Source organism: Phascolarctobacterium succinatutens, assembly GCF_023497905.1.
In the GTDB taxonomy this organism is placed as follows: Bacteria; Bacillota; Negativicutes; order Acidaminococcales; family Acidaminococcaceae; genus Phascolarctobacterium_A; species Phascolarctobacterium_A succinatutens.
In genome coordinates this window covers 1,425,993-1,449,323 of the sequence record NZ_CP097284.1, presented here as the reverse complement: position 1 = coordinate 1,449,323, position 23,331 = coordinate 1,425,993, and the positions used below count along the sequence as shown (strand labels likewise).

The window sequence follows — 23,331 nt, the reverse complement described above, 5'->3', positions numbered from 1 at the left end:
TACATAAGCAAAGGCTTGTGCAGGGGATTTTCGTTACAATGTTTATTTTTCAAAGGTGCCTTTGACAAGCGCTTCGCCTGCTGCCACCATGATTTGGCCTTTGGCGATTACGGTATCTACGTCATAGCTGTCGCTGTAAATAATCAGATCGGCATCACTGTCGGCTTGCAGGCAGCCCTTTTGAGGATACAGACCGTTGGCCTGCGCCGGATTGCTGCTGACAACCTTTGCCACAACCTCTGTGGGAACACCTGCAAGCAGAGCATCCTTAACTTCCTCTTGGAAGGAATCCGGCGAAACGGCAAGCTGCTTTTGGCTGCCGTCGGGAAGTGTAACGCTCATGCAGCCGTTGGCATCCGAGCTCATGGTGACTTTGTCCATCGGCACGCCCTCTTCGTAAAGAATTTTGATGGCGTCACTGGGCTTGACGCAGGCGGGGAAGCCGTCCTGCTCCCTGATGCCGGAGGTGATATCTACATAACCGCCTAAGCGGGCAAATTCCTTGGCCTGTTCAAAAAGATGGAAGGCACGGTTGACGTGGGTGGGGATAAAATGACGGGCGGGGATTTCTGTTTCGCGTACAATTGCCAGCAGAACATCCATGCCACGCTTGCCTACGCCCATGTGGAACTGCACAACGCCGGCCTTGCCGGAAAGCATACCGCCCAGGCGAGCCTGCGTAAGCACCTTTTCCAGCTCTTCGCGTGTAGGCTGCGAGCTTCTGTGGTCAGATAAGGCAACTTCGCCGATGCCAAGGCATTCGTTAATCAGGATGATGTCGCGGCGCACATCACCGGTCATGTTGTGCAGGGGAATTTCGTAAGAGCCGGTGAGCATGTACGCGGTGATGCCTTCATGCGTCAGACCTCTGGCCTTCGCCAGCAGGCTTTCGTTATGTCTGGAGGTGCCGTCTGTGCCCAAAACGCCTACTACGGTAGTAATGCCAACCTTCGTCAGCTCGCTGAGGTTGATTTCCGGTGTACGGCTGTAGGGACCGGATTCGCCGCCGCCGCCGATGATGTGCACGTGCTGGTCAACATAACCGGGGACTACCTTGCGCTTTTGGGCATCAAGAATTTGGCAGTCTAAGCCTTGCGGTGCTGCAAGCTGTTGGCCTATTTTGGCGATTTTGTCATTGATAATCAGAAGGTCGACAATTCCGAGGGGCTGCGGAGCGTATACGTCCGCGTTTTTAATGAGTAAGCATTTCATGTGAGGATTCTCCGTTTCTGAAAAATTATTTATGCTTTAATTATACACTGAATTGTTGAAAATGGTATATGAGACAAGAAAGTTTTCGGGTTTTAATGGTATAATATAGACAATAAAAATGAATTGTCGTGCTATGATAGTGTGGAGAGATTGGAAGAGGGATGAAGTGTGATGAAAGAATACTCTGTGTTGACAAAACATATCAATCTTTTGGAAAATGATAATGCTGGTGAATGGAGTTGTGATAAGGAAAATGATGGTTCTCAGGAAAGACCGATGCACCTTCCTTTCGTCATTTATTCTATAACGGTTAAGAAGTTGGCAGATGATATCTATAAATTTGCCAAAGAAAGTGATGAGATAGTACCGAGTAAATATGCAGATATTCTTAATGCTAATGGCATAGAATGGGGTTATGATTCCATGATGAAAGCCGATGCTTCTGGATTAGATGCTCAATGTATATTGGCTTTGCTGATAGCTTCTCTTAGGGCAGAGCGCTTTTGTGATGGTGCGTTATTAGGCTTTATCGAAAGTGGCTCTGTTATAAGATGGTTGAAACGTTTGCAGGAGCTTGATGAGGCATAAAAATATATCCTTTCTCCCCAAATTTCCCTCTCGCCCTACCCGAATTCACGCTTTCGGGTGGGGCGCTTTGCTTATTTTCAAGTTAAAATATAATCAGGAAAACAACTGCCCGTAACGCAGATGGCAGGAATAGGAGGGATGGATATGCAAAAGAGAATATTCTTAAGCGCAGCGCTTGGTCTGGCAATGTTTGCCAACACTGCCTTTGCCGAGGTTAATACAGATTATTTGGCCAACGAGCTCAGGTCTTATCCCGGCTGGCCGCTGGAGGTATATTGCAACGCAACCGATGTTAATGTCAGAACACAGCCTAATACTGACTGTGATGTTATCACCATGCTGCAAAGGGGAGATAAATTTTATGTAAGCATGGTTGTAGATGCAGTAAACAGTGAATACAAATGGCTTCTTGGAACTACTGAAAGGGGCCATGTTGGTTTTATGGCAAGCAAATATCTTGATACAACCCCGAGAGCTGCCAGCGCAGCAGGACGCTTTAATGCTGCCCTCGAAGCAGATTGGATTATGGATCCCGAGATTTTTGCTTCAGGTGCCTATTACCCGGGGCCTGTGGAACAGAATACGGATGATATTATCTCCTATGCTGATAAAAAGATGCAGGTCGGACCGCGTCTGTTCTATATAGATTCAGCGAGAAACAAAGTAAATGATGTGAAGATTAATAAACTTCATGGCAGCATGGCAGGCTATGCTGTCGGTCAGCAGCTTGACACAGACAGGCAGATTGCTCTGGACGGGTACCTGAAAATGAATGGCTGGGAGAACGATTCTATGGGTGTGGGTATATCGGATACGCATCATATGATCGGTTGGGTAAAATATGCATACAACGCAAGGGGGCAAAAATGCCTGCATAAGAGCTTTTATGTAAAACTGGATTCTCGTGATGTGATTGCAGAAATTATGTACTGTGAGAGTGATGTTCATTTAGCGAACTGACGGATGAAGCAAATTTTGCTAAAAACATCTTTTGACAGGAGGTGGCGTAATGAAGCGTAAGCTGTTTAAGAGCATGTGCCTGGCAATGCTTCTGGCGGCATTTGCCGGTTGCGGCACAGAAAAAAATTCCGTATTACCGCAGATGGATTTGCCTAAGGCTGAGGCCGCTGCCAAAGCAGCGCCGGCCTATGAGCAGGAATATGCAAAGGTTGTAGACAGTGTTTATGAATTTATCGCTGACGGTACGAGTGATAACCTGCCGGAGCAGGGAAGAACAGGCATCTGTGAGGTGCGGGATTTCGCCAAGCGGGAGGCGGCCCTGCAGCAGCTTGGCTACACGCTGCAGGATATCAGCGGCGACGGTGTTCCGGAGCTGCTTATCGGTTGGATTAGCCAAAAACGCGGCGCGGGGCATTACGGTAAGGAGATTTATGCGATTTACACCTTTGCGGACGACAGCGTGAAATACGTTGCGGAGGGCTGGAGCCGTAGCAGTCTGCAGCTTATGGCAAATGACAATCTGGTGACACGAGGCGGCACCGGCATTTCGCATCAGGTGCTTGCTGTTGAGCATTTGCAGCCTGACGGCAACCTAGGATGCTATGAGCTTTATTTTACCTGGCCAAAGGATGACGGCCTTGGCGTTTGCCGCAACATGAGCTGCAGGAGTGAGGCAGATGCTTCGCAGGAAACAGATATGACTGTGGAAGAGTTCAATGAAATGAGGTCTGAATACGCTAATAACAGTGTTGAGATTGAATTTTTACCGTTGAAGGACTTCAAAAAGCATGGCTTTAAGGGTCTGATGAGGCAGTATCTTTCTGCAGGAAGGTGAATAAAAGGGCTGATGTGATGAGCCTGAAATATGATGGCAGTCGGAATTTAACTGGCTGCCGTTTTTTTTTGAGGTGAAATAAGGCGAAATTTATAGTATAATATACATAACTGTGACTGATATACGCTTATACCGGCTTTATATCAAATATTTTTATGAGGTGATTTAATAATGAGTAATGAATTAACCGGACGTAATGTAGGAAAAACCTGTCGCGTACACTATAAAGGTACCTTTAATGACGGCAAGCAATTTGATTCTTCCTATGATCGTGGCGAGCCGTTGGAATTTGTTTGCGGCGCAGGCCAGATGATTAAAGGCTTTGATGCAGCTGTTGCAGACCTGGAGGTTGGCGCTGAGGTTGACATCCATCTGCTGCCGGCAGAAGCATACGGTGAGGCTGATCCGAAGGCTATCTTCACCATGCCGATTGCCCAGCTGCCTGGTTCTGAAAACCTGACCGTTGGCCAGAGAGTTTACCTGCAGAACCAATTCGGTCAGCCTGTTCCTGTACTGGTAACCGAAAAGGATGATACCAACATTACCTTTGACGCTAACCATGAAATGGCCGGCAAGGAACTGAACTTCCATATTGAGCTGGTAGAGGTAAAATAAAGTATTGCTACCATATGGCAAACTGCAATTTGCTTTGGCAATAGATTTTGCAGTGCTGATATGGTACAATAGCATACGTGCATTTTTGCAACTGATATTTAGGAGTGTTTATGGTGGATTATAGAATTGTGGTGCCTAGCGGAATCGTTTTTGATTTCAATAATATGATGGGAGCAGGCAGACTGCAGCCGCAGGAAGTGGAGCAGGCACTGCAGCAGCAGGGAGCCGTAGCCGAGAAGGCTGTGTGTGAGCTGCGCCGCAGCGGCTTTGCCAAGAAGCATTTATCTAAGGACGGCACGCCTGAGCATGTTTATTTTCCACGCATGCCGTATATTGCTGACGGCAACCCCAATACGGAGCAGTCGATTATCAAGCTGATGCGCTACAGCAAGCATCTGCGCAGTAAGGATGTCGTAATCTTTTTGGGCGTTGGCGGCTCCTACTTGGGCAACAAGGTGCTGTTTGATGCCTTTGGCGGTTATCACTGGAATACCAGCGCAACCTTGCGTCAGGGGCAGCCCTGCATTTATTTTTCCGGCAATAATCTTGATCCGGTGGACTGCAATTCACTGCTGTTCAAGATGCGCCGTATGGCTGGAGTAAGTGCGCAGGAAGGCAAGAAGCTAAAGATTATGCTGGTGCCGATTTCTAAATCCGGTACTACGCTGGAAACAATTTCTGCCTTTACGTATTTCTATGCTAATCTGTCTCAAAACGCAGACATCGACCTTGATTGTACGGTGGTTACCGATTTGCAGGCACCGATTGAATCTGCGCCGCTGCTGCAGCTGGCGGAAAAATTCGGCTGGGAGCGTTTTGATATCAAGGAAGGCATCGGCGGACGCTTCAGCATCATGACGGACCCGGGCCTAGTGACGATGGCTGCCTTGGGCGGAGATATCGAAGAATTTTTGCGTGGTGCGCGTGATATGGACATCTATTGCCGGCAGGCAGAGCTTGCGGAGAATCCTGCGCTGCTCAACGCTTTACTGAAATTTATGGCCTATGAGCGCGGACGTGATATAGAAGTGTTCATGCCGTACAGCATGCGCCTGAAATCCTTGAGCGAATGGTACGTGCAGCTGCTGGCGGAATCGTTGGGCAAGCGCTGCAACCGTGAGGGTGAGGTTGTTTACTACGGTAGAACGCCGATTGTTGCTGTTGGCACGACGGATATGCATGCGCAGACGCAGCAGCATCAGGACGGCCGTCTGAACAAGGTGGTACAGTTCCTGGAGGTTGCCAACCCTGAGGAGGAGGCAATTTTGCACAATCCCTTTGCGGATGTACCGTTCTTTGATAAGTACGAGGGCATGGATATGGCGAAGGCTCTTAAAGCGGCGCTGAATGCCAATGAAGCGGCGCTGACGGGTGATAACCGTTACAATGCGCGCTTTACGCTGCCAAAGCTGAATGAATATTATCTTGGTCAGCTGATGTATTTTTTGATGCTGACGATTGCCTACGAGGGCGAGCTGGCGGATGTGGATGCATTTGACCAGCCTGGCGTTGAGGTTTATAAGAAATTAATGAAGGCTCAGCTGTAAAATTTAAGATGGCAAAAAGACGTTGTGTGCTGAAAAAGCACGCAACGTCTTTTTGCTATGTATTAAATTCAGCGTTTACCTGTAAACAGCAGCTTTGCCATACTGCATTTTTCAAATGCTTTCGTCAGCAGGATGCTGAGGGCCAGAGAGCCAAGCACCAGCAGCACGTAGGACAGTGCTACCTTTTTGACGGTCATGATGATGCCGAAATGGTTGTAGGCGCTGCTGAGCCAGTCCAGGAGCAGCGGATGCACAAAGTAGATGAGCATGGAGTAGGAGGAAAGGATGCTGATGGCTTTATAGAAAGGCTTCGCGAGGGAACCTTCGCTTTGCGCCTTGCGCTCCAGCCAATCAAGTGCCAGGCAGAAGAAGAGCAGCGAGCCTACGGTGTAGCAGAGTCCCTGCGGGCTGAGCTGGTGATAGGTGTTGGCCAGATCAATCAGCGTGTAGCCTTTGACCGTAACTGCTTCGTAACAGCTTTGCACGTCCCAGGCCATGCTTGCAGCAAAAATCATGCATACCATGGCGCTGTATCTGCGCAGGAGGGCGATGAATTTTTCCCAATAGCCGGCTGCCAAGCCGCCACTCATAAAAATAAGTAAATAATGCAAGGGAAGATAGTTGAGGCGATAATCAAAGAAATTTTTAGCTATGACGCTCCAACCCGCTGTATTCAGGCCAGGATGCGTTGTCCACCAGTTAAATGCAAGCTGGAATATGAATAAAAGCACTAGCATAAATGGTATGCTTTTGTGTATAATTATACGCAGAAGTTGGCGCCAGAGCGGATAGCTTGCATAAAACCACAGCAGGATGACCATAAAATACAAATGGTAGCAGCCCAGGCCGAAGAATAACACATAGGCCACATGCAGCGGATTCCAGCTGACGAAGCCCGGTGGCAGAATCAGCCAGAAGTAAAGCATGTAAAAAAGCGACCAGCTGAGATAGGGCAGGCCTGCTCCCCGCAGACGCTTCTTCATAAAGTCGATATAGTTCAGCCGGCTGCCGCTTAATAGGCCTTTATCCGTACAGGCCAGGCCGTAGCCGGAGATAAAGAAAAAGGAGGGGACACTGTAACGGCTTAAAATCTCCAGTAATAAGTAAAGAGTAAAGTTGTTGGGGGCAAGTGCCAGGCTGCCGATATGAATACCGATGACGCCAAGCATGCAGATGCCACGCAGATTATCTATAATGGTGTTTCGCATAAGTACCTCGCTAATTTTTAATCTTCTTTATTATACTATAAGTAAAAAAATCCTGCCAAGATTTTACCTCGAAGTATTTGACGTATTCTTCATTAAGGTGTAAAATATATACAATCAATTTGCACCTTTAAATTGGTCCTGTGAGACTGCAAGGTATAAGTTATTATGAAACCTAAGGCCTTTTTGCACCATCATGGGACGAGAAGGCCTTTTATTATGCAATTTTATTATAAAAAACAGGAGGTAAAGCTAATGGCTAAATCAAATGTATCTCTGGGTGGCAGAGATATACTGGATCTGGAAAGCCTCAGCGTTGAGGAAATCGAGCTGGTTTTGAAAACCGCTGAGGAAATGAAGAAGATTATGAAGAGGGATATCAAAAAGGTGCCCTCACTGCGCGGTAAATCTATCATCAATCTGTTCTATGAGCCCAGTACACGTACCCGTACATCCTTCGAGCTGGCAGGCAAATATCTGGGTGCCGATGTAGTAAACATCACTACATCCTCCTCCAGTGTTGTCAAAGGTGAATGCCTGCGCGACACCATCCTGACTGTACAATCCATGGCTTGTGATGCGATTGTTATGCGTCACCCCATTGAAGGCGCTGCAGCATATGCTGCTAAGGTTGCAGACCCTGTAATCATCAACGCCGGCGATGGCGCACATGCACATCCTTCTCAAGGCTTCCTGGATATGTTTACTATCCGTGAGCAGGGCAAAAATCTGAAGGGCTTGAAAATGGCAATCATCGGTGATATTCTCTACAGCCGTGTTGCCCGCACCAATATTGCTGCCTGGACCAAAATGGGCGCTGAGGTACACGTTGCAGGTCCTATGACTCTGCTGCCGCATGATATTGCTTCTCTGGGCGTTACCGTACACAAACGCGTTGAAGAAGCAATCGAAGGCGCTGACGTAATCGATATCCTGCGTATTCAGCTGGAACGTCAGCAAAAGGGCCTGTTCCCGTCTCCGCGTGAATATGCACGTATCTTCGGTATTAACGAAAACCGCCTGAAGCTGGCTAAGCCTGACGTAACCGTGCTGCATCCCGGCCCGATGAACCGTGGTCTGGAAATCTCCTGGGAGGTTGGTTACTGCGATAACGCCGCAATCCGTACTGAGGTACAAAACGGCGTAGCTGTACGTATGGCACTCTTATTCTTGACTTTGACAGGAGGTAAACACATTGAAAACGTTGATTAAAAACGGCAGGGTAGTAGACCCCAGCCAAAAATTAGATGCTGTAATGGATATCCTCGTTGAGGATGGCAAAATTAAAGCTTTGGGCAAGGATATTGCCGAAGCTGCTGACGAGGTTTTTGATGCAACCGGCCTCGTAGTAACTCCTGGTCTGATTGACGTACACACTCATATGCGTGAGCCCGGCCTGGAAGCTAAGGAAGATATTATCAGCGGTACTAAGGCTGCTGCTGCCGGCGGTGTAACCACCGTTGCCTGCATGCCTAATACCAAGCCTGTTATTGATACCTCCATCGTAGTAAGCGGTATTAAAGAACGTGCTCGCGAAGAAAGCTACGCTAACGTTGAAGTTATCGGCGCAATCAGCAAGGGCGAAAAGGGCGAAGAGCTGGCAGAGATGGGCGATATGGCAGAAAAAGGCGCTATGGGCTTCTCTGATGACGGCCACTATGTAAAGAGCTCCCGCCTGATGGTGCTGGCTGCTAAATATGTAACTGCTTTTGACAAACCTTTGCTGTGCCATGCAATTGATCCTGAGCTGGATTCCGAAGGCTACATGCATGAAGGCGTTGTTTCCGCACGTATCGGCGTACCAGGCGTACCGGCAATCAGTGAGGATATCGCTGTTGCACGTGACTGCATCATCGCTGAATACACCGGCGCACATGTACATATCTGCCACGTTGCTTCCAAGGGTGCTATCGATATCATCCGCCAGGCTAAAAAACGCGGCGTAAATGTTACCAGTGAAGTAACCGTACATCATCTGACTCTGACTGATGAGGCTTGCGCAGATTATAATTCTGCAACCCGCGTTAACCCGCCGCTGCGCAGTGCAGACCACGTACAGGCTATGCGTGAGGCTGTTTTAGACGGCACTGTTGACGCTATCGTTACCGACCACTCCCCGCACGCACCGGAAGAAAAGGATGTTGAATTCCGTTATGCTCCGAACGGCTTCTGCGGTCTGGAAACCTCTCTGGCAGTAATTCTGACTGACTTATATCACACCCATGTATTCGACCTGAATACTATTATCAGCAAAATGAGCTGCGAGCCTGCTAAGCTGTTCAAGCTGGCCGGCGGTACTCTGAAAGAAGGCAGCGTTGCTGATATCACTATTATGGACCTGAATAAAAAATGGACTGTTGACAGCTCCAAATTCTATACCCGCGGCAAATTCACCCCGTACGAAGGCAAGGCTTGCACCGGCAAGGCTGTTGCTACTATGCTGCATGGTAATTTTGTAATGAGGAATGGTGTAGTATGCACGAAAAAGTAAGAAAAGGAAAATTAGTTTTAAAAGACGGCAGCGTTTTTGAAGGCACTCTGTATGGCGGCAAGCGCAATGCTGTAGGTGAGGTTGTATTCACCACCGGCATGAGCGGTTACCAGGAGACCTTGACTGATCCGTCCTTCTGCGGTCAGATTGTAGTAATGACCTATCCTCTGGTAGGCAACTATGGCTGCAATCCGTTGTTTAACCAAGGCAAGAAATGCTTCTTCCAGGGCTTCGTAATCGGCGAGCTGTGCGATTGCCCCAGCAACTGGCGCAATGAGCAGAGCCTGGAGGATTTCCTGACTGAACAGGATATCCCGACCTTAGCAGGTGTAGATACACGTGCTATCACCCGTAAAATCCGTAATCACGGCGTACTGCAGGGCGTAATCGTTCCGGCAGAAATGCCTGATGAGGAAGTACAGAAACTGTTGGACTTACCGGCAGTACGCAACCAGGTTGAGGAGGTTACCACTCCCGAGGTTTACACCATGGGCGAGGGCAAGCTGCATGTAGCTGTGATGGACTTCGGTATTAAACGCAATATCCTGAAATCCATTGAAGCCTTTGGCTGCCGCCTGACAGTATTCCCTGCTTCCGCTACCGCAGAAGAAGTACTGGCTTGCGACCCGGACGGTATCTTCCTGTCCAATGGCCCCGGCGACCCGAAGGATTTGCCTGAGGTTATTGAAAACATTAAGAAATTAATCGGCAAGAAACCGATTTTCGGTATCTGCCTCGGTCATCAGCTCATGGCTTTGGCTAACGGCGCTGATACCTATAAAATGAAATTCGGCCATCGCGGTATCAACCAACCGGTAAAATACCTGGCAACCGGCCGCATCTACATCAGCGCCCAAAACCACGGCTATGCTGTAGATGAAAAATCTCTGGAAGGCAAGGGCATCAACATCAGCCATATTTCCATGAACGACGGTACTATCGAAGGCCTGGAATACACCAAGCATCCTACCTTTACCGTTCAATATCATCCGGAAGCCTGCCCTGGCCCCGGCGATCATGATTATTTGTTTAAACATTTTGTTGATATGATGGAGGGTCGTTAATTATGCCGAAACTTAAAGATATTAAAAAGGTTCTCGTTATCGGCTCCGGCCCTATTATCATCGGTCAGGCAGCAGAGTTTGACTATGCAGGCACTCAGGCTTGCCGCGCTCTGAAGGAAGAAGGCCTGGAGGTTGTACTGATTAACAGTAACCCTGCAACCATTATGACTGATGTGCATGTGGCTGACCGTGTATATGTTGAACCTATCAGCGATGAATTCATTGAAAAAATTATCAAACGTGAGCGTCCTGATTCCCTGCTGGCAACTCTTGGTGGTCAGGTTGGTCTGAACATGGCTATGAAATTGGAAGAGCAAGGCATTTTGGACAAGTACAATGTTCGTCTGCTGGGCACTCAGATCAGCGCAATCAAACGTGGCGAAGACCGCGAAATGTTCAAGGAAACTATGGAGAAAATCCATCAGCCGATTCCTGAAAGCACCATTGTAGAAACCATTGAGGCTGCTTGCGACTTCGGCAAGGAAATCGGCTATCCGCTGATTGTCCGTCCTGCTTATACCCTCGGCGGTACCGGTGGCGGTATTGCTGAAAACGAGGAAGAGCTGATTGATATCGTGCAAAAGGGCCTGGGCTACAGCCCCATCGGCCAATGCCTGATTGAACGCAGCATCGCCGGCTGGAAAGAAATCGAATACGAAGTAATCCGCGACGCTGCTGATAACTGCATCACCGTCTGCTCCATGGAAAACCTGGACCCCGTTGGTGTACACACCGGCGACTCCATAGTTGTGGCTCCGGCACAGACTCTGAGCGATAAAGAGGTACAGTTGCTGCGTCAGGCTTCCATCGATATCGTGCGTGAGCTGGGTGTAGTTGGCGGCTGTAACGTACAGCTGGCTCTCGACCCGTACTCCGAAAACTATTATGTAATTGAAGTTAACCCGCGTGTAAGCCGTTCTTCCGCACTGGCTTCCAAAGCTACCGGTTATCCGATTGCTAAGGTTACCAGCAAAATCGCTGTCGGCTACAACCTGGACGAAATCGAAAACGCTGTTACCAAAAAGACTAAGGCTTGCTTCGAGCCTACCATTGACTATATCGTACTGAAATTCCCGCGTTGGCCGTTCGATAAATTTGTAACCGCTGACCGCACCCTGGGAACTCAGATGAAAGCTACCGGTGAGGTTATGGCAATTGAGCGCAGCTTTGAAGCTTCCATGCTGAAAGCAGTTCGCTGCCTGGAAATCGGCATCAACCATCTGGAAATGCCTGAGCTGAAGGCTCTGAGTGATGAAGAAATTCATGACCGCATCAAACGCATTGACGACGAGCGCTGCTTCGTTGTTGCTGAGGCTATCCGCCGCGGTATTACTCTGGAAGAGATTCACGATATCACCAAGATTGACCTGTGGTTCCTCTCCAAAATCCAAAACATCATTAAAATGGAAAAAGCTCTGGAAACTCACGAGCTGACTCCGAGCCTGCTGCGTAAGGCTAAGAAAATGGGCTTTGCCGATGCTGTTATCGGAAAACGCGTAGGCAAGACTGAGTTCGAAATCCGCGATATGCGTAAGGCTAACGGCATTCTGCCGACCTACAAAATGGTTGATACCTGCGCTGCGGAATTTGAAGCTGCAACTCCGTACTACTATTCCTGCTACGAAACCGAGGATGAGGTTGAAGTAAGTGACAGAAAGAGAGTAGTTGTACTCGGCTCCGGTCCTATCCGTATCGGTCAGGGCGTAGAATTCGACTACTGCTCCGTACACTGCGTATGGGCGTTGAAGGAAATGGGCTATGAAACCATTATCATCAACAACAACCCGGAAACCGTTTCCACTGACTTCGATATTTCCGATAAACTGTACTTTGAGCCGCTGACTGTAGAGGATGTTCTCAATGTTATCGACAAAGAAAAACCGGAAGGCGTTATCGTTCAATTCGGTGGTCAGACCGCTATCAACCTGGCAGGCCCGCTCTCCCGCGCAGGCGTGAAGATTCTGGGTTCCTCCGTTGACAGCATCGACCGTGCCGAGGACCGTGAACGCTTCGATGAGCTGCTGACAAGCTGCGATATCCCGCGTCCGCAAGGCCACACCGTATTCGATACCGAGGGTGCGCTGGTTGCTGCTCACAAGGTTGGCTATCCGACTATGGTTCGTCCTTCCTACGTATTAGGCGGCCGTGCTATGGAAATCGTTTATAACGATGACGAGCTGCGCAACTACATGACCTATGCCGTTAAGGCTTCTCACGAGCATCCGGTACTGGTTGACCATTACCTGCAGGGTACTGAGGTAGAGGTTGACGCTATCTGCGACGGCAAGGAAGTATTAATCCCCGGCATCATGGAACACGTTGAACGTGCAGGCGTACACAGCGGTGACTCCATTGCCGTATATCCGCCGCGCAGCCTGAGCGAAAGTGTTATCCGTACCATTATCGAATACACCAACAAGATGGCTCTGGGCCTGGAAGTTAAGGGCATGATCAATATTCAGTACATCGTTCGTGACGAGCATGTATATGTAATCGAGGTTAACCCGCGTTCCTCCAGAACCGTACCGTTCCTGAGCAAAATTACCGGCATCTCTATGGTAGACGTTGCTACCAGATGCGCAATGGGCATGAGCCTTAAAGAGCAGGGCCTGCAAGCAGGTTTACGCTTCTTCCCGGACTACTATGCTGTTAAAGCTCCTGTATTCAGCTTCAATAAGATGAGCAATGTAGATATCACCCTTGGACCTGAAATGAAATCCACCGGTGAGGTTATGGCCTGCGACTACCAGTATAGCCGTGCGCTGTATAAGGCCTGCATCGCTTCCGGTATCAATGTACCGCACGAGGGTGCAATTCTGATTACCGTTGCTGATATGGATAAGCCTGAGGCAGTTGCTATTGCTCGCGGCTTTGAAGAGTTGGGCTACACTGTTATTGCAACCGACGGTACTGCGGAATATCTGCAGCAATACGGTGTAACTGTTGAGGTTGCTACCAAAGTAAGCGAAGGTCATCCGAACCTGATTGATGATATCAAGAGCGGACGCATCGGTATGGTTATCAACACCACCAACCATGGCCGTGACGCTGAACGTGACGGCTTCAAGATCCGCCGTTCTACCGTAGAGCATGCAATTGCCTGCCTGACCTCTATGGATACTGCACGCGAGCTGCTGAACGTTATGAGCGCAATGCGTCGTCGTAGCGTTGTACGAGTTACCGCTCTGCAGGACCTGACCTGGGAGGATTGATTATGTCTAAAACTATTGCGAGTGCCAAGGTAATTGGTCAACGAGTTTTAAATAGTACGACAAAATTAATAAATGTTTATACACCGGAAATCGCTGACGAAGCTGTCCCAGGACAGTTCGTCAACGTGAAGGTGTGCAAGAATACTGCTCCGCTGCTGCGCCGTCCCTTCGGCGTAGCAGGAGTTAACAAGGCTGAGGGAACCATCACCATGATCTATCGTATCATCGGTGAAGCAACTCATATTCTGGCTGACGTTTGCAGCGGCGACGAGCTGAGCATCGTCGGTCCGCTGGGACACGGCTTTGATATGAGCGCCAAAAAACCGCTGCTGGTTGGCGGCGGCTTGGGCCTGGCTCCGCTGCTGTTTTTGGCAGAGGGCTTCGGTGAGGGCAATACCGATATCCTGATGGGCGGCCGCAGTGCCGAGGAATTGTTCTGGACCAAGCTTTATGAAAGCCTCAGCAAAAATATTTATCTGACCACCGATGATGGCAGTGTCGGCACTAAGGGCACCGTAATGGCTCTGCTGCCGCAGCTGTTAAAAGAGGGCGGCTATGACTGCGTATACGTTTGCGGTCCTGTACCGATGATGCGCGCAGTTGCCAATGCCTGCTTAGAAGCCGGCGTAAAATGTCAGGTATCTCTGGAAAAATACATGGCCTGCGGTCTGGGTGCGTGCCTGTCCTGTGCCTGCGAAGGCATCGGCAAGCGCATCAAGGTCTGCAAGGACGGCCCGGTATTCTGGGCAGAGGAGGTAGGAGAATGGTAAAAGCATTGTATGATGGCCGTCTGGCAGTTGATATTGCCGGCCTGAAAATGGCTACTCCTGTTACTACCGGCTCCGGTACCTTTGGCTTTGGCCTGGAATTTACCGATTTTCTCGACCTGGAAAAGGTTGGCGCTGTTACCGTAAAGGGTACCTCCTTAGAGCCTGCGGCAGGCAATAAGGGCCAGCGTGCGGTAGAAACCCCGTCCGGTATGCTGAACTGCATCGGTCTTGAAAACCCCGGCAGTGAGTACTTCTTGGAGCACACTCTGCCTGAGCTGAAAAAATATAATGTTCCTGTGATTGTCAACATTTACGGTCATACTCCCGAGGAATACGGCGCTGTTGCCAAAAAGCTGGACGTAGACGGTGTTGATGCAGTAGAAATCAACATCTCCTGCCCGAATGTTAAAGAGGGCGGCATTGTTTTCGGCACTGTGCCGGAAGCAGCTGCCGAAGTCGTACGTGCGGTTAAGGCCAACACCGGCAAAATGGTTATCGCCAAGCTTTCTCCTAATGTAACGGATATCGTGGTAATGGCCAAGGCTGTAGAGGCAGCAGGTGCGGATGCAATTTCCATGATTAATACGCTGCTCGGTACCAAGATTGATATTGAGCGTCAGCGTCCTGTGCTTGGCAATGTAACCGGCGGCCTCAGCGGTCCTGCTGTACGTCCGGTAGCAGTGCGCCTGGTTTACCAGGTAGCGCAGGCTGTGCATATCCCCATCATCGGCATGGGCGGCATCATGTGTGCCGAGGATGCAATTGAGTTCATGCTGGCAGGCGCAAGTGCGGTAGCAGTTGGTACCGCAAACTTTGTACAGCCTGATATCGCTGAAACCATTGCCCATGGTATGCTGGCATATCTGGACAGACACAACGCGCAGAACATTTCTGAAATTGTTGGTCTGGCTTTGCCAAACGGCAAAGCAAGCATGCCGTTGTTTAACGACGCTGTATAACATTATTCTCCAGCGTCTATAAAGTATGATATAAGGGAGATTTTCTCATGCAACATGATGATAGATTAATAGTCGCACTTGACTTTCCTACCTTGGAACAGGCTAAGGCTTGCGTTGTCGAATTGGGTGACGCAGTAAGCTACTATAAGGTTGGCATGGAGCTTTATTATGCAGTAGGCAGCGAAATTATCCGCTTCTTGAAGGAACAGGGCAAGCATGTTTTCCTAGACCTCAAGCTGCAGGATATTCCTAACACTGTTGCTCATGCACTTACCGTACTCAGCGATTTGGGTGCAGATATGATGAACGTTCATGCTGTCGGCGGCAAAAAGATGATGGCAGAGGCTGTTAAGGCTGTGCATGAGGCTGCTGAGGCAGCAGGTCGTCCGGCACCGAAGCTGATTGCTGTAACCATTCTTACTAGCATGGATGATGAACAGTTTGCTGATTTGAATTATAATAATACCATTGCCGAGCAGGTTATCAGCCTGGCTAAGCTGGCGAAGGAAGCAGGCATGGACGGTGTTGTTGCTTCTCCTAAGGAAGCTGCAGCAATCCGCGAGGCTTGCGGACCTGAGTTTTTGATTGTTACCCCGGGCGTACGTCCTGCGGGCAGCTCTTTGGATGACCAGAAGCGCGTAGCAACACCGGCAGGCGCTCTGCAAAACGGCAGCAGCCACATTGTAGTAGGCAGACCTATTACTAAGGCTGAGGCAAGACAGGCAGCAGCATTGGCAATTGTAGAAGAGATTAAAGGAGTGTAAGCAAATGGCAGTTTTAGAAGAAAAAGATGTTATGAAAATGCTCGAGGAAACTAAAGCAGTTCTCCATGGTCACTTTTTGCTAACCAGCGGTCTGCACAGCCCTATGTATGTTGAAAAATTCAACGTACTGCAGCATCCTAAATATACCGAGCGTCTGTGCCAGGAAATCGCACGTCGTTATGAAAACGACGATGTTGAACTGGTAGTTGGCCCGATGACCGGCGGTATTCTGTTGGCTCACGAGGTTGGCAAGGCTCTGGGCACCCGTGCTATCTTCACCGAGCGTGAAAACGGCAAAATGACTCTGCGTCGCGGCTTCCAAATTCCGGCAGGCACCCGCGTACTGGTTGTTGAAGATATCGTAACCACCGGCGGCAGCGTTAAAGAGGTTATGGAAGTAGTTAAAGAGCATGGCGGCGAGCTTGTAGGCGTAGGCCTGCTGGTTGACCGCAGCGGCGGCAAGGTAGATTTCGGCGTTCGCACCGAAGCTCTGCTGCACTTGAATGTAGAAACCTATGATCCGGCAACCTGTCCGCTGTGCGCTAAAGGTGTACCGTTCACCAAACGTGGCAGAACTGGTAAATGACACCCGATTTGTCGCGAGTGTAACGAAGCGAGAAATCGAAAAGGTGGAATTATCCTCGCTTGCGACCGAACAGGGAGCAAGAAAGAGGATAAATAAGACACAGTTTGTCGCAAGCGTAGCGCCGCGAGAAACTGAATGTCGAATTATCCTCGAAGAGGACAAGTAAGACCTGATTTGTCACGAGCTTTGCGAAGTGAGAAATTTTTGAGCGCGCTATCCTCGAAGAGGGCAAGTAAGCTAATCTAACCTAAATTTCAAAGCACCTGCTTATCATACAACTGATAGGCAGGTGCTTTTCTTGTGCGCATTTTTTGCTATTTAACATGTTCTTAACATCAGCATAATACTTCCTTAACAATGATATATTATACTAGCATCATAAACCACGAACCCTACTGATGAGGCGCAGGCCTTATCGGAAATAAATTTTTTGACTATGGTTGAAGGAGGAAATATATTATGAAATTGAAAAAAGTCGCATGTTTAGGTCTGGCAGCTATGGTAGCACTCGGTGCTCTGGGCTGCGGCAGTGATAACAAGGCTGCTGATAACAAAGCAGGCAGCAAGGTTACAGGCAGTGTAACCGGCAGCGGTTCTTCCGCACTTCTGCCGCTGGCAAAGGATGCAGCAAGCAAATTCAAAGCTATTAACCCGGATGTTTCCATCACCCTTAACGGCGGCGGCAGCGGCACCGGTCTGAAACAGGTTGCGGACGGCAGCGTTAACATCGGTAACTCTGACGTACCGGCAGAAAGCAAGCTGAAACCCGAAGTTGCCAAAGGACTTGTAGACCACAAGGTTTGCGTAGTTACCATGGCTCCGGTTATCAACAAAGATCTGGCAGCTAAAGTAAAAAGCCTGACCAAGGCTCAGCTGACCGACATCTTCACTGCTAAGGTAACCAACTGGAAACAGGTTGGCGGTCCGGATGAACCTATCGTTCTGATTACCCGTCCTGCTACAAGCGGTACCCGCGCTCTCTTCCAGGAGTTCGCTCTGGGCGGTGCTAAAGAAGCAACCAACAAATCTCTGGAAACTGATGACTCCGGCACTCTGCTGCAAAGCGTAAAGGATAACAAAGGCGCTATCGGTTATGTTGCTCTGTCCTACCTTGTAAATAACAAAGACGTTGCAACCGTAGCAATCGACGGTGTAGAGCCTACTCTGGACAACACCTATAACGGCAAATATCCTGTATGGGGTTATGAGCATATGTATACTAAAGGCGAAGCTACCGGCGCTGTAAAAGCATTCTTGGACTTCATCATCTCTGCTGATTATGGTAAGGAAATTGAAAAGCAGGGTTATGGTGTTACTGCTAAAATGCAGGTTAAACGATAATTCGGACTTCGGCTAAGGCGCATTAGCGTCAATCCCAAAACAATTATTACGCTTCCATCTAAACGAGAAGCAGGAAGACAGCATACGCCAAGAGATGCGTCTTACCGGTCTTCTCATCCCCTTTAGAATAAATATCAAGGCTGTGCCGGGCAGGAGCTGGTAAGTTATCAGCTGCGAGCCTCTGCATAGCCTTTAGTTTTACGAAAGAAATATTCGCGAGTTACATCAGAGGAGAATAGTTTATGCAACAGGTTACAACAAATGCTTATAGGCAGGATGCGTTGTGGCGCTACATTATTACCGGCTGCGGTCTGGCGCTCATTGTTCTGACGCTGTCTATCGGCGCTTTCCTGTGCTACAAGGGCGTAGGCACATTTACTACCTACAACCACAGTATTGCAGAGTTTCTTTTTTCGGCAGATTGGGCGCCGAGTGACAGCGCTGAGGGCGGCGGCAGTGTTGGTGCAGCCATCTTTATCTTCGGTTCTGTTATTACCTGCGCATTGGCGCTGGCGATTGCTACACCGTTCAGCCTGGCAACCGCAATTTTCATGACGGATATTTCGCCGGAACTGGGCAAGCGCTTTGTCCAACCGGCTGTGGAAATTTTTGTCGGCATTCCTTCCGTAGTTTACGGCTGGATCGGCCTGACAATTTTGGTACCGCTGATTAAAAACATTTTTAACCTGCGCTTCGGTTTTTCCGTATTAGCGGCAGGCATTGTACTGGCGGTTATGATTTTCCCGACGATTACAAGTTTGGCGGCAGATGCACTGCGCAGCATCCCCAAAAGCTACCGTGCTGCTTCCTATGGTTTGGGCGCAACCCGTTGGCAGACTATTGCCAAGGTCGTAGTGCCTGCGGCAATCACCGGTCTGATGACGGCCGTTATCCTGGGCCTGGCGCGTGCCTTCGGCGAAGCGCTGGCTGTAGCAATGGTTATAGGCAAGATGCGTGCCTTCCCAACCTCACTGCTTTCCCCGACTAACAATCTGACGGCGGCGATTGCGGCAGATATGGGCGGCGCAATGGAGGGCAGCGAATACAACATTGCCTTATGGACAATGGCATTGATGCTGTTTATTATCTCTCTGGCCTGTATCTTTGCCATCCACTTTTTAACTGCTAAAGGAGGGAAGCAGGCATGAACGACAGTATAGCGCGTGCAAAGTTTATTGATAAGCTGATGACAGCTGTGTTTTATTGCGTAGCAGGCTTCTTTATCCTGCTGCTCGTAGCCTTTGCCCTGTATGTTATTATCAACGGCTTCAAGGATTTCAGTTGGAGCCTGGTATCCTTTGAGGGAAGCGGCATCGGTAATTTATTCTTCAACACTATTTATCTGGTTTTCCTGTCGCTGCTGGTGAGCGTGCCGCTAGGCGTCGCTGCCGGTATATACATGGCGGAATATGCTAAGCAGGGCAAGTTCACCAAGTTCCTGCGTATGTGTATCGAAACGATGTCCTCACTGCCGTCCATTGTTGTCGGCTTGTTCGGTTACCTGGTATTTATCGTAATGACCGGCTCACAGTGGAACCTGTTCAGCGGTGCGCTAGCAGTTTCTATTCTCAGCATCCCGCTGATTATGACGGTAACAGAGGATGCCTTCAAATCACTGCCGCAGGGCTATAAGCGCGGCAGCCTGGCCATGAGCGCAACGCTGTGGCAGACAATTTACAAAGTCCTGCTGCCGGCGTGCCTGCCGCGTATTATGACAGGTGTCATTCTGGCCGCAGGTCGTGGCTTCGGTGAAGCGGCAGCTCTCTTGTATACTGCAGGAATGAGCACAGATATCAACTGGAACAGCTGGAACCTGCTGTCGCCGACCTGTCCGCTGAACCCCTTCCGTCCGGGCGAAACGCTGGCACTGCATATCTGGGCATCACGTACCGAGGCTCTAGCGGCCAATGCAGCGCAGATGGCCAACCTTTCTTCAGCAATCTTAATGCTGCTTGTGCTGTCCTTTAGCCTGGGCGCACGTTACCTGAGCACTTATTTAGATACAAAAACCGGAGGTAGCAGAAAATGACGAATGATAAGGCTGCAATTAAATTTTTAGTGCAGGATCTGGATTTGTATTACGGCAAATTCCAGGCGTTGAAAAAAATAAATCTTGATATTAAGGAAAAGGAAATTACCGCACTTATCGGTCCTTCCGGCTGCGGCAAATCCACCTTTTTGAAAACACTTAACAGAATGAACGACTTGGAAGAGGGCGTTCGCATTGAAGGCAGCATTGCACTGGATGGCAAGGATATTTTTGCGGAGATTGACCCCATCAGCCTGCGCCATCGTGTAGGTATGGTCTTCCAACAGCCTAACCCCTTTCCGAAAAGCATTTATGATAACGTTGCTTACGGTCCGCGTATTCATGGCGTGACGAAAAAGAGCGAGCTGGACGAGATTGTGGAGCGCAGTCTGCGTCAGGCTGCCATCTGGGACGAGCTGAAGGACAGACTGAATAAGAGTGCGCTGGGCTTGAGCGGCGGCCAGCAGCAGCGCCTGTGCATTGCACGTACCCTGGCTGTGCAGCCGGAGGTTATCCTCATGGACGAGCCTACCAGTGCGCTGGACCCGATTTCTACGATGAAGATTGAGGATTTGGCGTTGGAGCTGAAAAAGGATTATACCATTGTTATTGTTACGCATAATATGCAGCAGGCTGCACGTATTTCCGATAAAACGGCCTTCTTCCTTTTGGGCGAGCTGATTGAGTTCAACGAAACAAAGCAGCTGTTTGCTAATCCGTCTAATCCTAAGACAGAAGAGTATATTACCGGCAGATTCGGTTGATGCAAGGAGAAAGGAACAATAAAATGACACGTAACAAATTCAACGAGGAGCTGAAGCAGCTGCTCAACAGTGTGCGCGTGATGGGCGTAAATCTGGAGGATACCCTGGATAAGGTTATCGCCAACCTGGAGCAGAAGGATGCCGCCTTGGCGCAGCAAATTATCAGCGACGATGATAATTTTGACAACAGCGAAGTAAATATCGAAAAGCAATGCCTGGAGCTGGTGCTGACACAGACTCCGGTAGCAACTGACTGGCGCGAGATTGCCAGCTGTCTGAAGTTGGTGGGCGATATGGAGCGCATTGCCGACCATTGCAGCGATATCAGCCAATACACCTTGAAGCTGATTGAAAAGGATCCTGTGCCGCTGCCGGATAACTTTATGGCTATGCTGCAGGTTATGCGCCAGATGGTGTACGACAGCATCAGCGCCATCAGCGAAAATGATTTGGAGCTGGCCAACAAGGTTATTGCTACCGATGATGAGGTAGACAATTATTTTGCCGAAATGCGTCAGCATCTGACCACTGTAATGCAGCAAAAGCCGCAATACGTACCCCAATATGTTGACTATCTGATGATTGCCAAATATGTGGAGCGCATTGCCGACCATTCTACGAATATCGCCCAATGGGTAATGTTTGTGGTAAAGAACGAACTGAAAAACTGAGCGTTGAATGCCAATCACGGCCTCCGCAGCAATGCGGGGGTTTTTCTTTATTTCAGCAGTTATCATAGCATTGGCAGCAGGCATCACTTTGCAGACTTATTTTCTATATTCGTTGATTTGTGTTATAATAAAGCGTTAGAGTATTTACGTTCCGGACAGCTTCAGAAAATATTACAGGCTGTGGCTGTCACGATTCAGAAACTAAGATTTTAGAGCAAATTCAGGAGGGATGCAATGCATATTGATAGACGATTAGAAACTATTGCTAACCTGGTGCCGCAGGGCTGCGTATTGGCGGACATCGGCACGGACCATGCGTATTTACCCGTGTGGCTGTTGGATAAGCAAAGAATTGCGCGGGCGATTGCCGGCGATATCGCCGCAGGCCCTTGCCAGGCGGCGCGCACTACCGTGGCGCAGTTCGGTCAGCATGAGCATGTAGAGGTACGTCAGGGCAGCGGCCTGAAGGTATTAAGCCCCGGTGAAGCAGACTGCATTGCTATTGCAGGCATGGGCGCTTCTACCATCATCAGCATTTTGGAGGATGACACGGAGGTAGCGCAGAGCGCAGAGCTTTTGGTGCTGCAGCCGATGGCCGGCGCCGCATCTCTGCGTGCGTGGCTGTGCAGCCACGGCTGGCAGCTGGCTGCCGAAGAGCTGGTGGATGATGCCCCACATTTTTACGAGATTATTGCCGCTAAGCGCGGCTTAGCGCCTGTTTACAGTGCGGCAGAGTGTGCTGTAGGACCATTGCTGCTCGCACAGAAGCATCCGCTGCTGGGTAAACAGCTGGAACGCCAGCTTGCTACCTGCAGACAGCTGTTGGAGAATATGGGACGCAGCGAGCGCGCACGCGCGAGCGAAAAGTATAAGGAAATCGAAGCGTTGAAAGCAGAACTGGAGGTGCTGCAAAATGGCAAGCGTAGTGACAGTAAATGATATCATCAACCTGCTGGATGAAATGGCACCGCCTGAGCTAGCGGAGTCTTGGGACAACGTCGGCCTGATGCTGGGCAGACGCAATAAGCCTGTGCGCAAGCTGCTTTTGGCGTTGGATATGACGCAGGAAACTGTGGCGCAGGCGGTGGCGAAAAAGGCTGATATGCTGATTACGCATCATCCGGCGATTTTTCATAAGCTGGGCAATGTGACTGATGCCGACTGGCAGCAGGAGCTTTTGCTGCAGCTGGCAGAAAACGGCGTTGCTGTTTACAGCGCGCACACTAATCTGGATTGCGTGGCTAACGGTGTGAACAGCGTGCTGGCGAAAAGACTGCGTCTGCAGGACGCAGATGTGCTGGATACTGTCAGCGGCCTCGGACGCATCGGCGAGCTGGCGCAGCCGAGCAAGCTACATGATTTTGCAGTTTTCGTCAAAAAGGCTTTGCAGGCCGATTATCTTACCGTAGGCGATGCAGGACGCAAGGTTAAGCGTGTTGCGGTCTGTGGCGGTGCCGGTGCCGATTTGATTGGGCTGGCTTTGGCGCAGGGCGCCGATACGCTGGTGACAGGCGACGTGAAGTATCATGAGGCACAGCAGGCTGTTTTCAGCGGCTTGAACATTATCGATGCAGGCCATCAGCCGACGGAGCTGCCGGTGCTCGATGACCTTGCCGACAGATTGTCGCTGCGCTTTGCGGAAAAGCATTGGGATGTGGCAATTCAGGTAGCACGCGAAACACTGCTGCTGAAGCATATATAGAAAACAGGTGATAGAA

General features: G+C 49.6%; 21 protein-coding genes and 1 pseudogene. 20 read left to right on the top strand and 2 right to left on the bottom strand.

Annotated features, from left to right (window positions below; genetic code table 11):
- Positions 1–42: 42 nt before the first annotated feature.
- Positions 43–1,212 carry a beta-aspartyl-peptidase gene (gene iadA / locus M5E81_RS06815; RefSeq protein WP_210684227.1) on the bottom strand — a complete coding sequence of 390 codons (1,170 nt, stop codon included), beginning with the start codon at positions 1,210–1,212 and terminating at the stop codon, positions 43–45.
- A 171-nt stretch (positions 1,213–1,383) separates the two neighbouring features.
- On the opposite strand from iadA, the gene M5E81_RS06810 reads away from it, so the two are divergent.
- The 5 genes and pseudogenes from M5E81_RS06810 to M5E81_RS06790 all read left to right on the top strand — a co-directional run bounded on the left by M5E81_RS06810 (position 1,384) and on the right by M5E81_RS06790 (position 5,757).
- Entirely contained in the window at positions 1,384–1,800 is a 417-nt protein-coding gene (locus M5E81_RS06810) for a DUF6508 domain-containing protein (protein ID WP_249748095.1), read from the top strand.
- A gap of 144 nt (positions 1,801–1,944) precedes the next feature.
- On the top strand, positions 1,945–2,760 hold the full coding sequence (locus M5E81_RS06805; RefSeq protein WP_249747101.1) for an SH3 domain-containing protein: 816 nt from the start codon (positions 1,945–1,947) through the stop codon (positions 2,758–2,760).
- Between the two features lie 49 nt (positions 2,761–2,809).
- Entirely contained in the window at positions 2,810–3,595 is a 786-nt protein-coding gene (locus M5E81_RS06800) for a hypothetical protein (RefSeq protein ID WP_249747100.1), read from the top strand.
- 183 nt (positions 3,596–3,778) lie between these two features.
- Positions 3,779–4,210, top strand: a pseudogene (locus M5E81_RS06795) (FKBP-type peptidyl-prolyl cis-trans isomerase); the annotation flags it as partial.
- Positions 4,211–4,320: 110 nt separating this feature from the next.
- Positions 4,321–5,757 carry a glucose-6-phosphate isomerase gene (locus M5E81_RS06790; protein WP_249747099.1) on the top strand — a complete coding sequence of 479 codons (1,437 nt, stop codon included), beginning with the start codon at positions 4,321–4,323 and terminating at the stop codon, positions 5,755–5,757.
- 68 nt (positions 5,758–5,825) lie between these two features.
- On the opposite strand, the gene M5E81_RS06785 is transcribed toward M5E81_RS06790, so the two are convergent.
- Positions 5,826–6,965, bottom strand: coding sequence for an acyltransferase (locus M5E81_RS06785; protein WP_009144722.1), 1,140 nt, complete (start codon positions 6,963–6,965; stop codon positions 5,826–5,828).
- A gap of 252 nt (positions 6,966–7,217) precedes the next feature.
- On the opposite strand from M5E81_RS06785, the gene M5E81_RS06780 reads away from it, so the two are divergent.
- The 15 genes from M5E81_RS06780 to M5E81_RS06710 all read left to right on the top strand — a co-directional run bounded on the left by M5E81_RS06780 (position 7,218) and on the right by M5E81_RS06710 (position 23,315).
- The gene (locus M5E81_RS06780) at positions 7,218–8,174 is read left to right on the top strand and encodes an aspartate carbamoyltransferase catalytic subunit (RefSeq protein ID WP_040564652.1); all 957 of its coding nucleotides are present in this window, start codon (positions 7,218–7,220) and stop codon (positions 8,172–8,174) included.
- Positions 8,158–9,453 (top strand): dihydroorotase, encoded by a 1,296-nt coding sequence (locus tag M5E81_RS06775; RefSeq protein ID WP_249747098.1) that lies wholly within the window; start codon positions 8,158–8,160, stop codon positions 9,451–9,453. Before M5E81_RS06780 ends, M5E81_RS06775 begins: the two co-directional genes overlap by 17 nt.
- On the top strand, positions 9,438–10,517 hold the full coding sequence (locus M5E81_RS06770; protein WP_009144719.1) for a carbamoyl phosphate synthase small subunit: 1,080 nt from the start codon (positions 9,438–9,440) through the stop codon (positions 10,515–10,517). Before M5E81_RS06775 ends, M5E81_RS06770 begins: the two co-directional genes overlap by 16 nt.
- 2 nt (positions 10,518–10,519) lie before the next feature.
- A complete protein-coding gene (carB, locus tag M5E81_RS06765) occupies positions 10,520–13,729 on the top strand; it encodes a carbamoyl-phosphate synthase large subunit (RefSeq protein ID WP_249747097.1) in 3,210 nt (1,069 codons plus the stop codon).
- Positions 13,730–13,731: 2 nt separating this feature from the next.
- On the top strand, positions 13,732–14,499 hold the full coding sequence (locus M5E81_RS06760; RefSeq protein ID WP_009144717.1) for a dihydroorotate dehydrogenase electron transfer subunit: 768 nt from the start codon (positions 13,732–13,734) through the stop codon (positions 14,497–14,499).
- Positions 14,493–15,458: a dihydroorotate dehydrogenase gene (locus tag M5E81_RS06755; protein ID WP_009144716.1), complete on the top strand. Its 966-nt coding sequence runs from the start codon at positions 14,493–14,495 to the stop codon at positions 15,456–15,458. Before M5E81_RS06760 ends, M5E81_RS06755 begins: the two co-directional genes overlap by 7 nt.
- A gap of 47 nt (positions 15,459–15,505) precedes the next feature.
- Positions 15,506–16,222: an orotidine-5'-phosphate decarboxylase gene (gene pyrF / locus M5E81_RS06750; RefSeq protein WP_009144715.1), complete on the top strand. Its 717-nt coding sequence runs from the start codon at positions 15,506–15,508 to the stop codon at positions 16,220–16,222.
- A 4-nt stretch (positions 16,223–16,226) separates the two neighbouring features.
- A complete protein-coding gene (gene pyrE, locus M5E81_RS06745) occupies positions 16,227–16,808 on the top strand; it encodes an orotate phosphoribosyltransferase (protein WP_249747096.1) in 582 nt (193 codons plus the stop codon).
- A gap of 459 nt (positions 16,809–17,267) precedes the next feature.
- A complete protein-coding gene (locus M5E81_RS06740; protein ID WP_009144712.1) occupies positions 17,268–18,149 on the top strand; it encodes a phosphate ABC transporter substrate-binding protein in 882 nt (293 codons plus the stop codon).
- A 242-nt stretch (positions 18,150–18,391) separates the two neighbouring features.
- A complete protein-coding gene (gene pstC, locus M5E81_RS06735) occupies positions 18,392–19,297 on the top strand; it encodes a phosphate ABC transporter permease subunit PstC (RefSeq protein ID WP_249747095.1) in 906 nt (301 codons plus the stop codon).
- Positions 19,294–20,178 (top strand): phosphate ABC transporter permease PstA, encoded by an 885-nt coding sequence (pstA, locus tag M5E81_RS06730; protein WP_249747094.1) that lies wholly within the window; start codon positions 19,294–19,296, stop codon positions 20,176–20,178. Before pstC ends, pstA begins: the two co-directional genes overlap by 4 nt.
- Positions 20,175–20,942, top strand: a complete 768-nt coding sequence (gene pstB, locus M5E81_RS06725) for a phosphate ABC transporter ATP-binding protein PstB (RefSeq protein ID WP_249747093.1) — start codon at positions 20,175–20,177, stop codon at positions 20,940–20,942. Before pstA ends, pstB begins: the two co-directional genes overlap by 4 nt.
- Before the next feature lie 23 nt (positions 20,943–20,965).
- Positions 20,966–21,613, top strand: coding sequence for a phosphate signaling complex protein PhoU (gene phoU, locus M5E81_RS06720; protein ID WP_040564648.1), 648 nt, complete (start codon positions 20,966–20,968; stop codon positions 21,611–21,613).
- A 234-nt stretch (positions 21,614–21,847) separates the two neighbouring features.
- Complete coding sequence (locus M5E81_RS06715) at positions 21,848–22,552, top strand: tRNA (adenine(22)-N(1))-methyltransferase (protein WP_249747092.1); 705 nt, start codon at positions 21,848–21,850, stop codon at positions 22,550–22,552.
- Complete coding sequence (locus M5E81_RS06710; protein WP_009144704.1) at positions 22,527–23,315, top strand: Nif3-like dinuclear metal center hexameric protein; 789 nt, start codon at positions 22,527–22,529, stop codon at positions 23,313–23,315. Before M5E81_RS06715 ends, M5E81_RS06710 begins: the two co-directional genes overlap by 26 nt.
- The last annotated feature ends 16 nt before the right edge of the window (positions 23,316–23,331 follow it).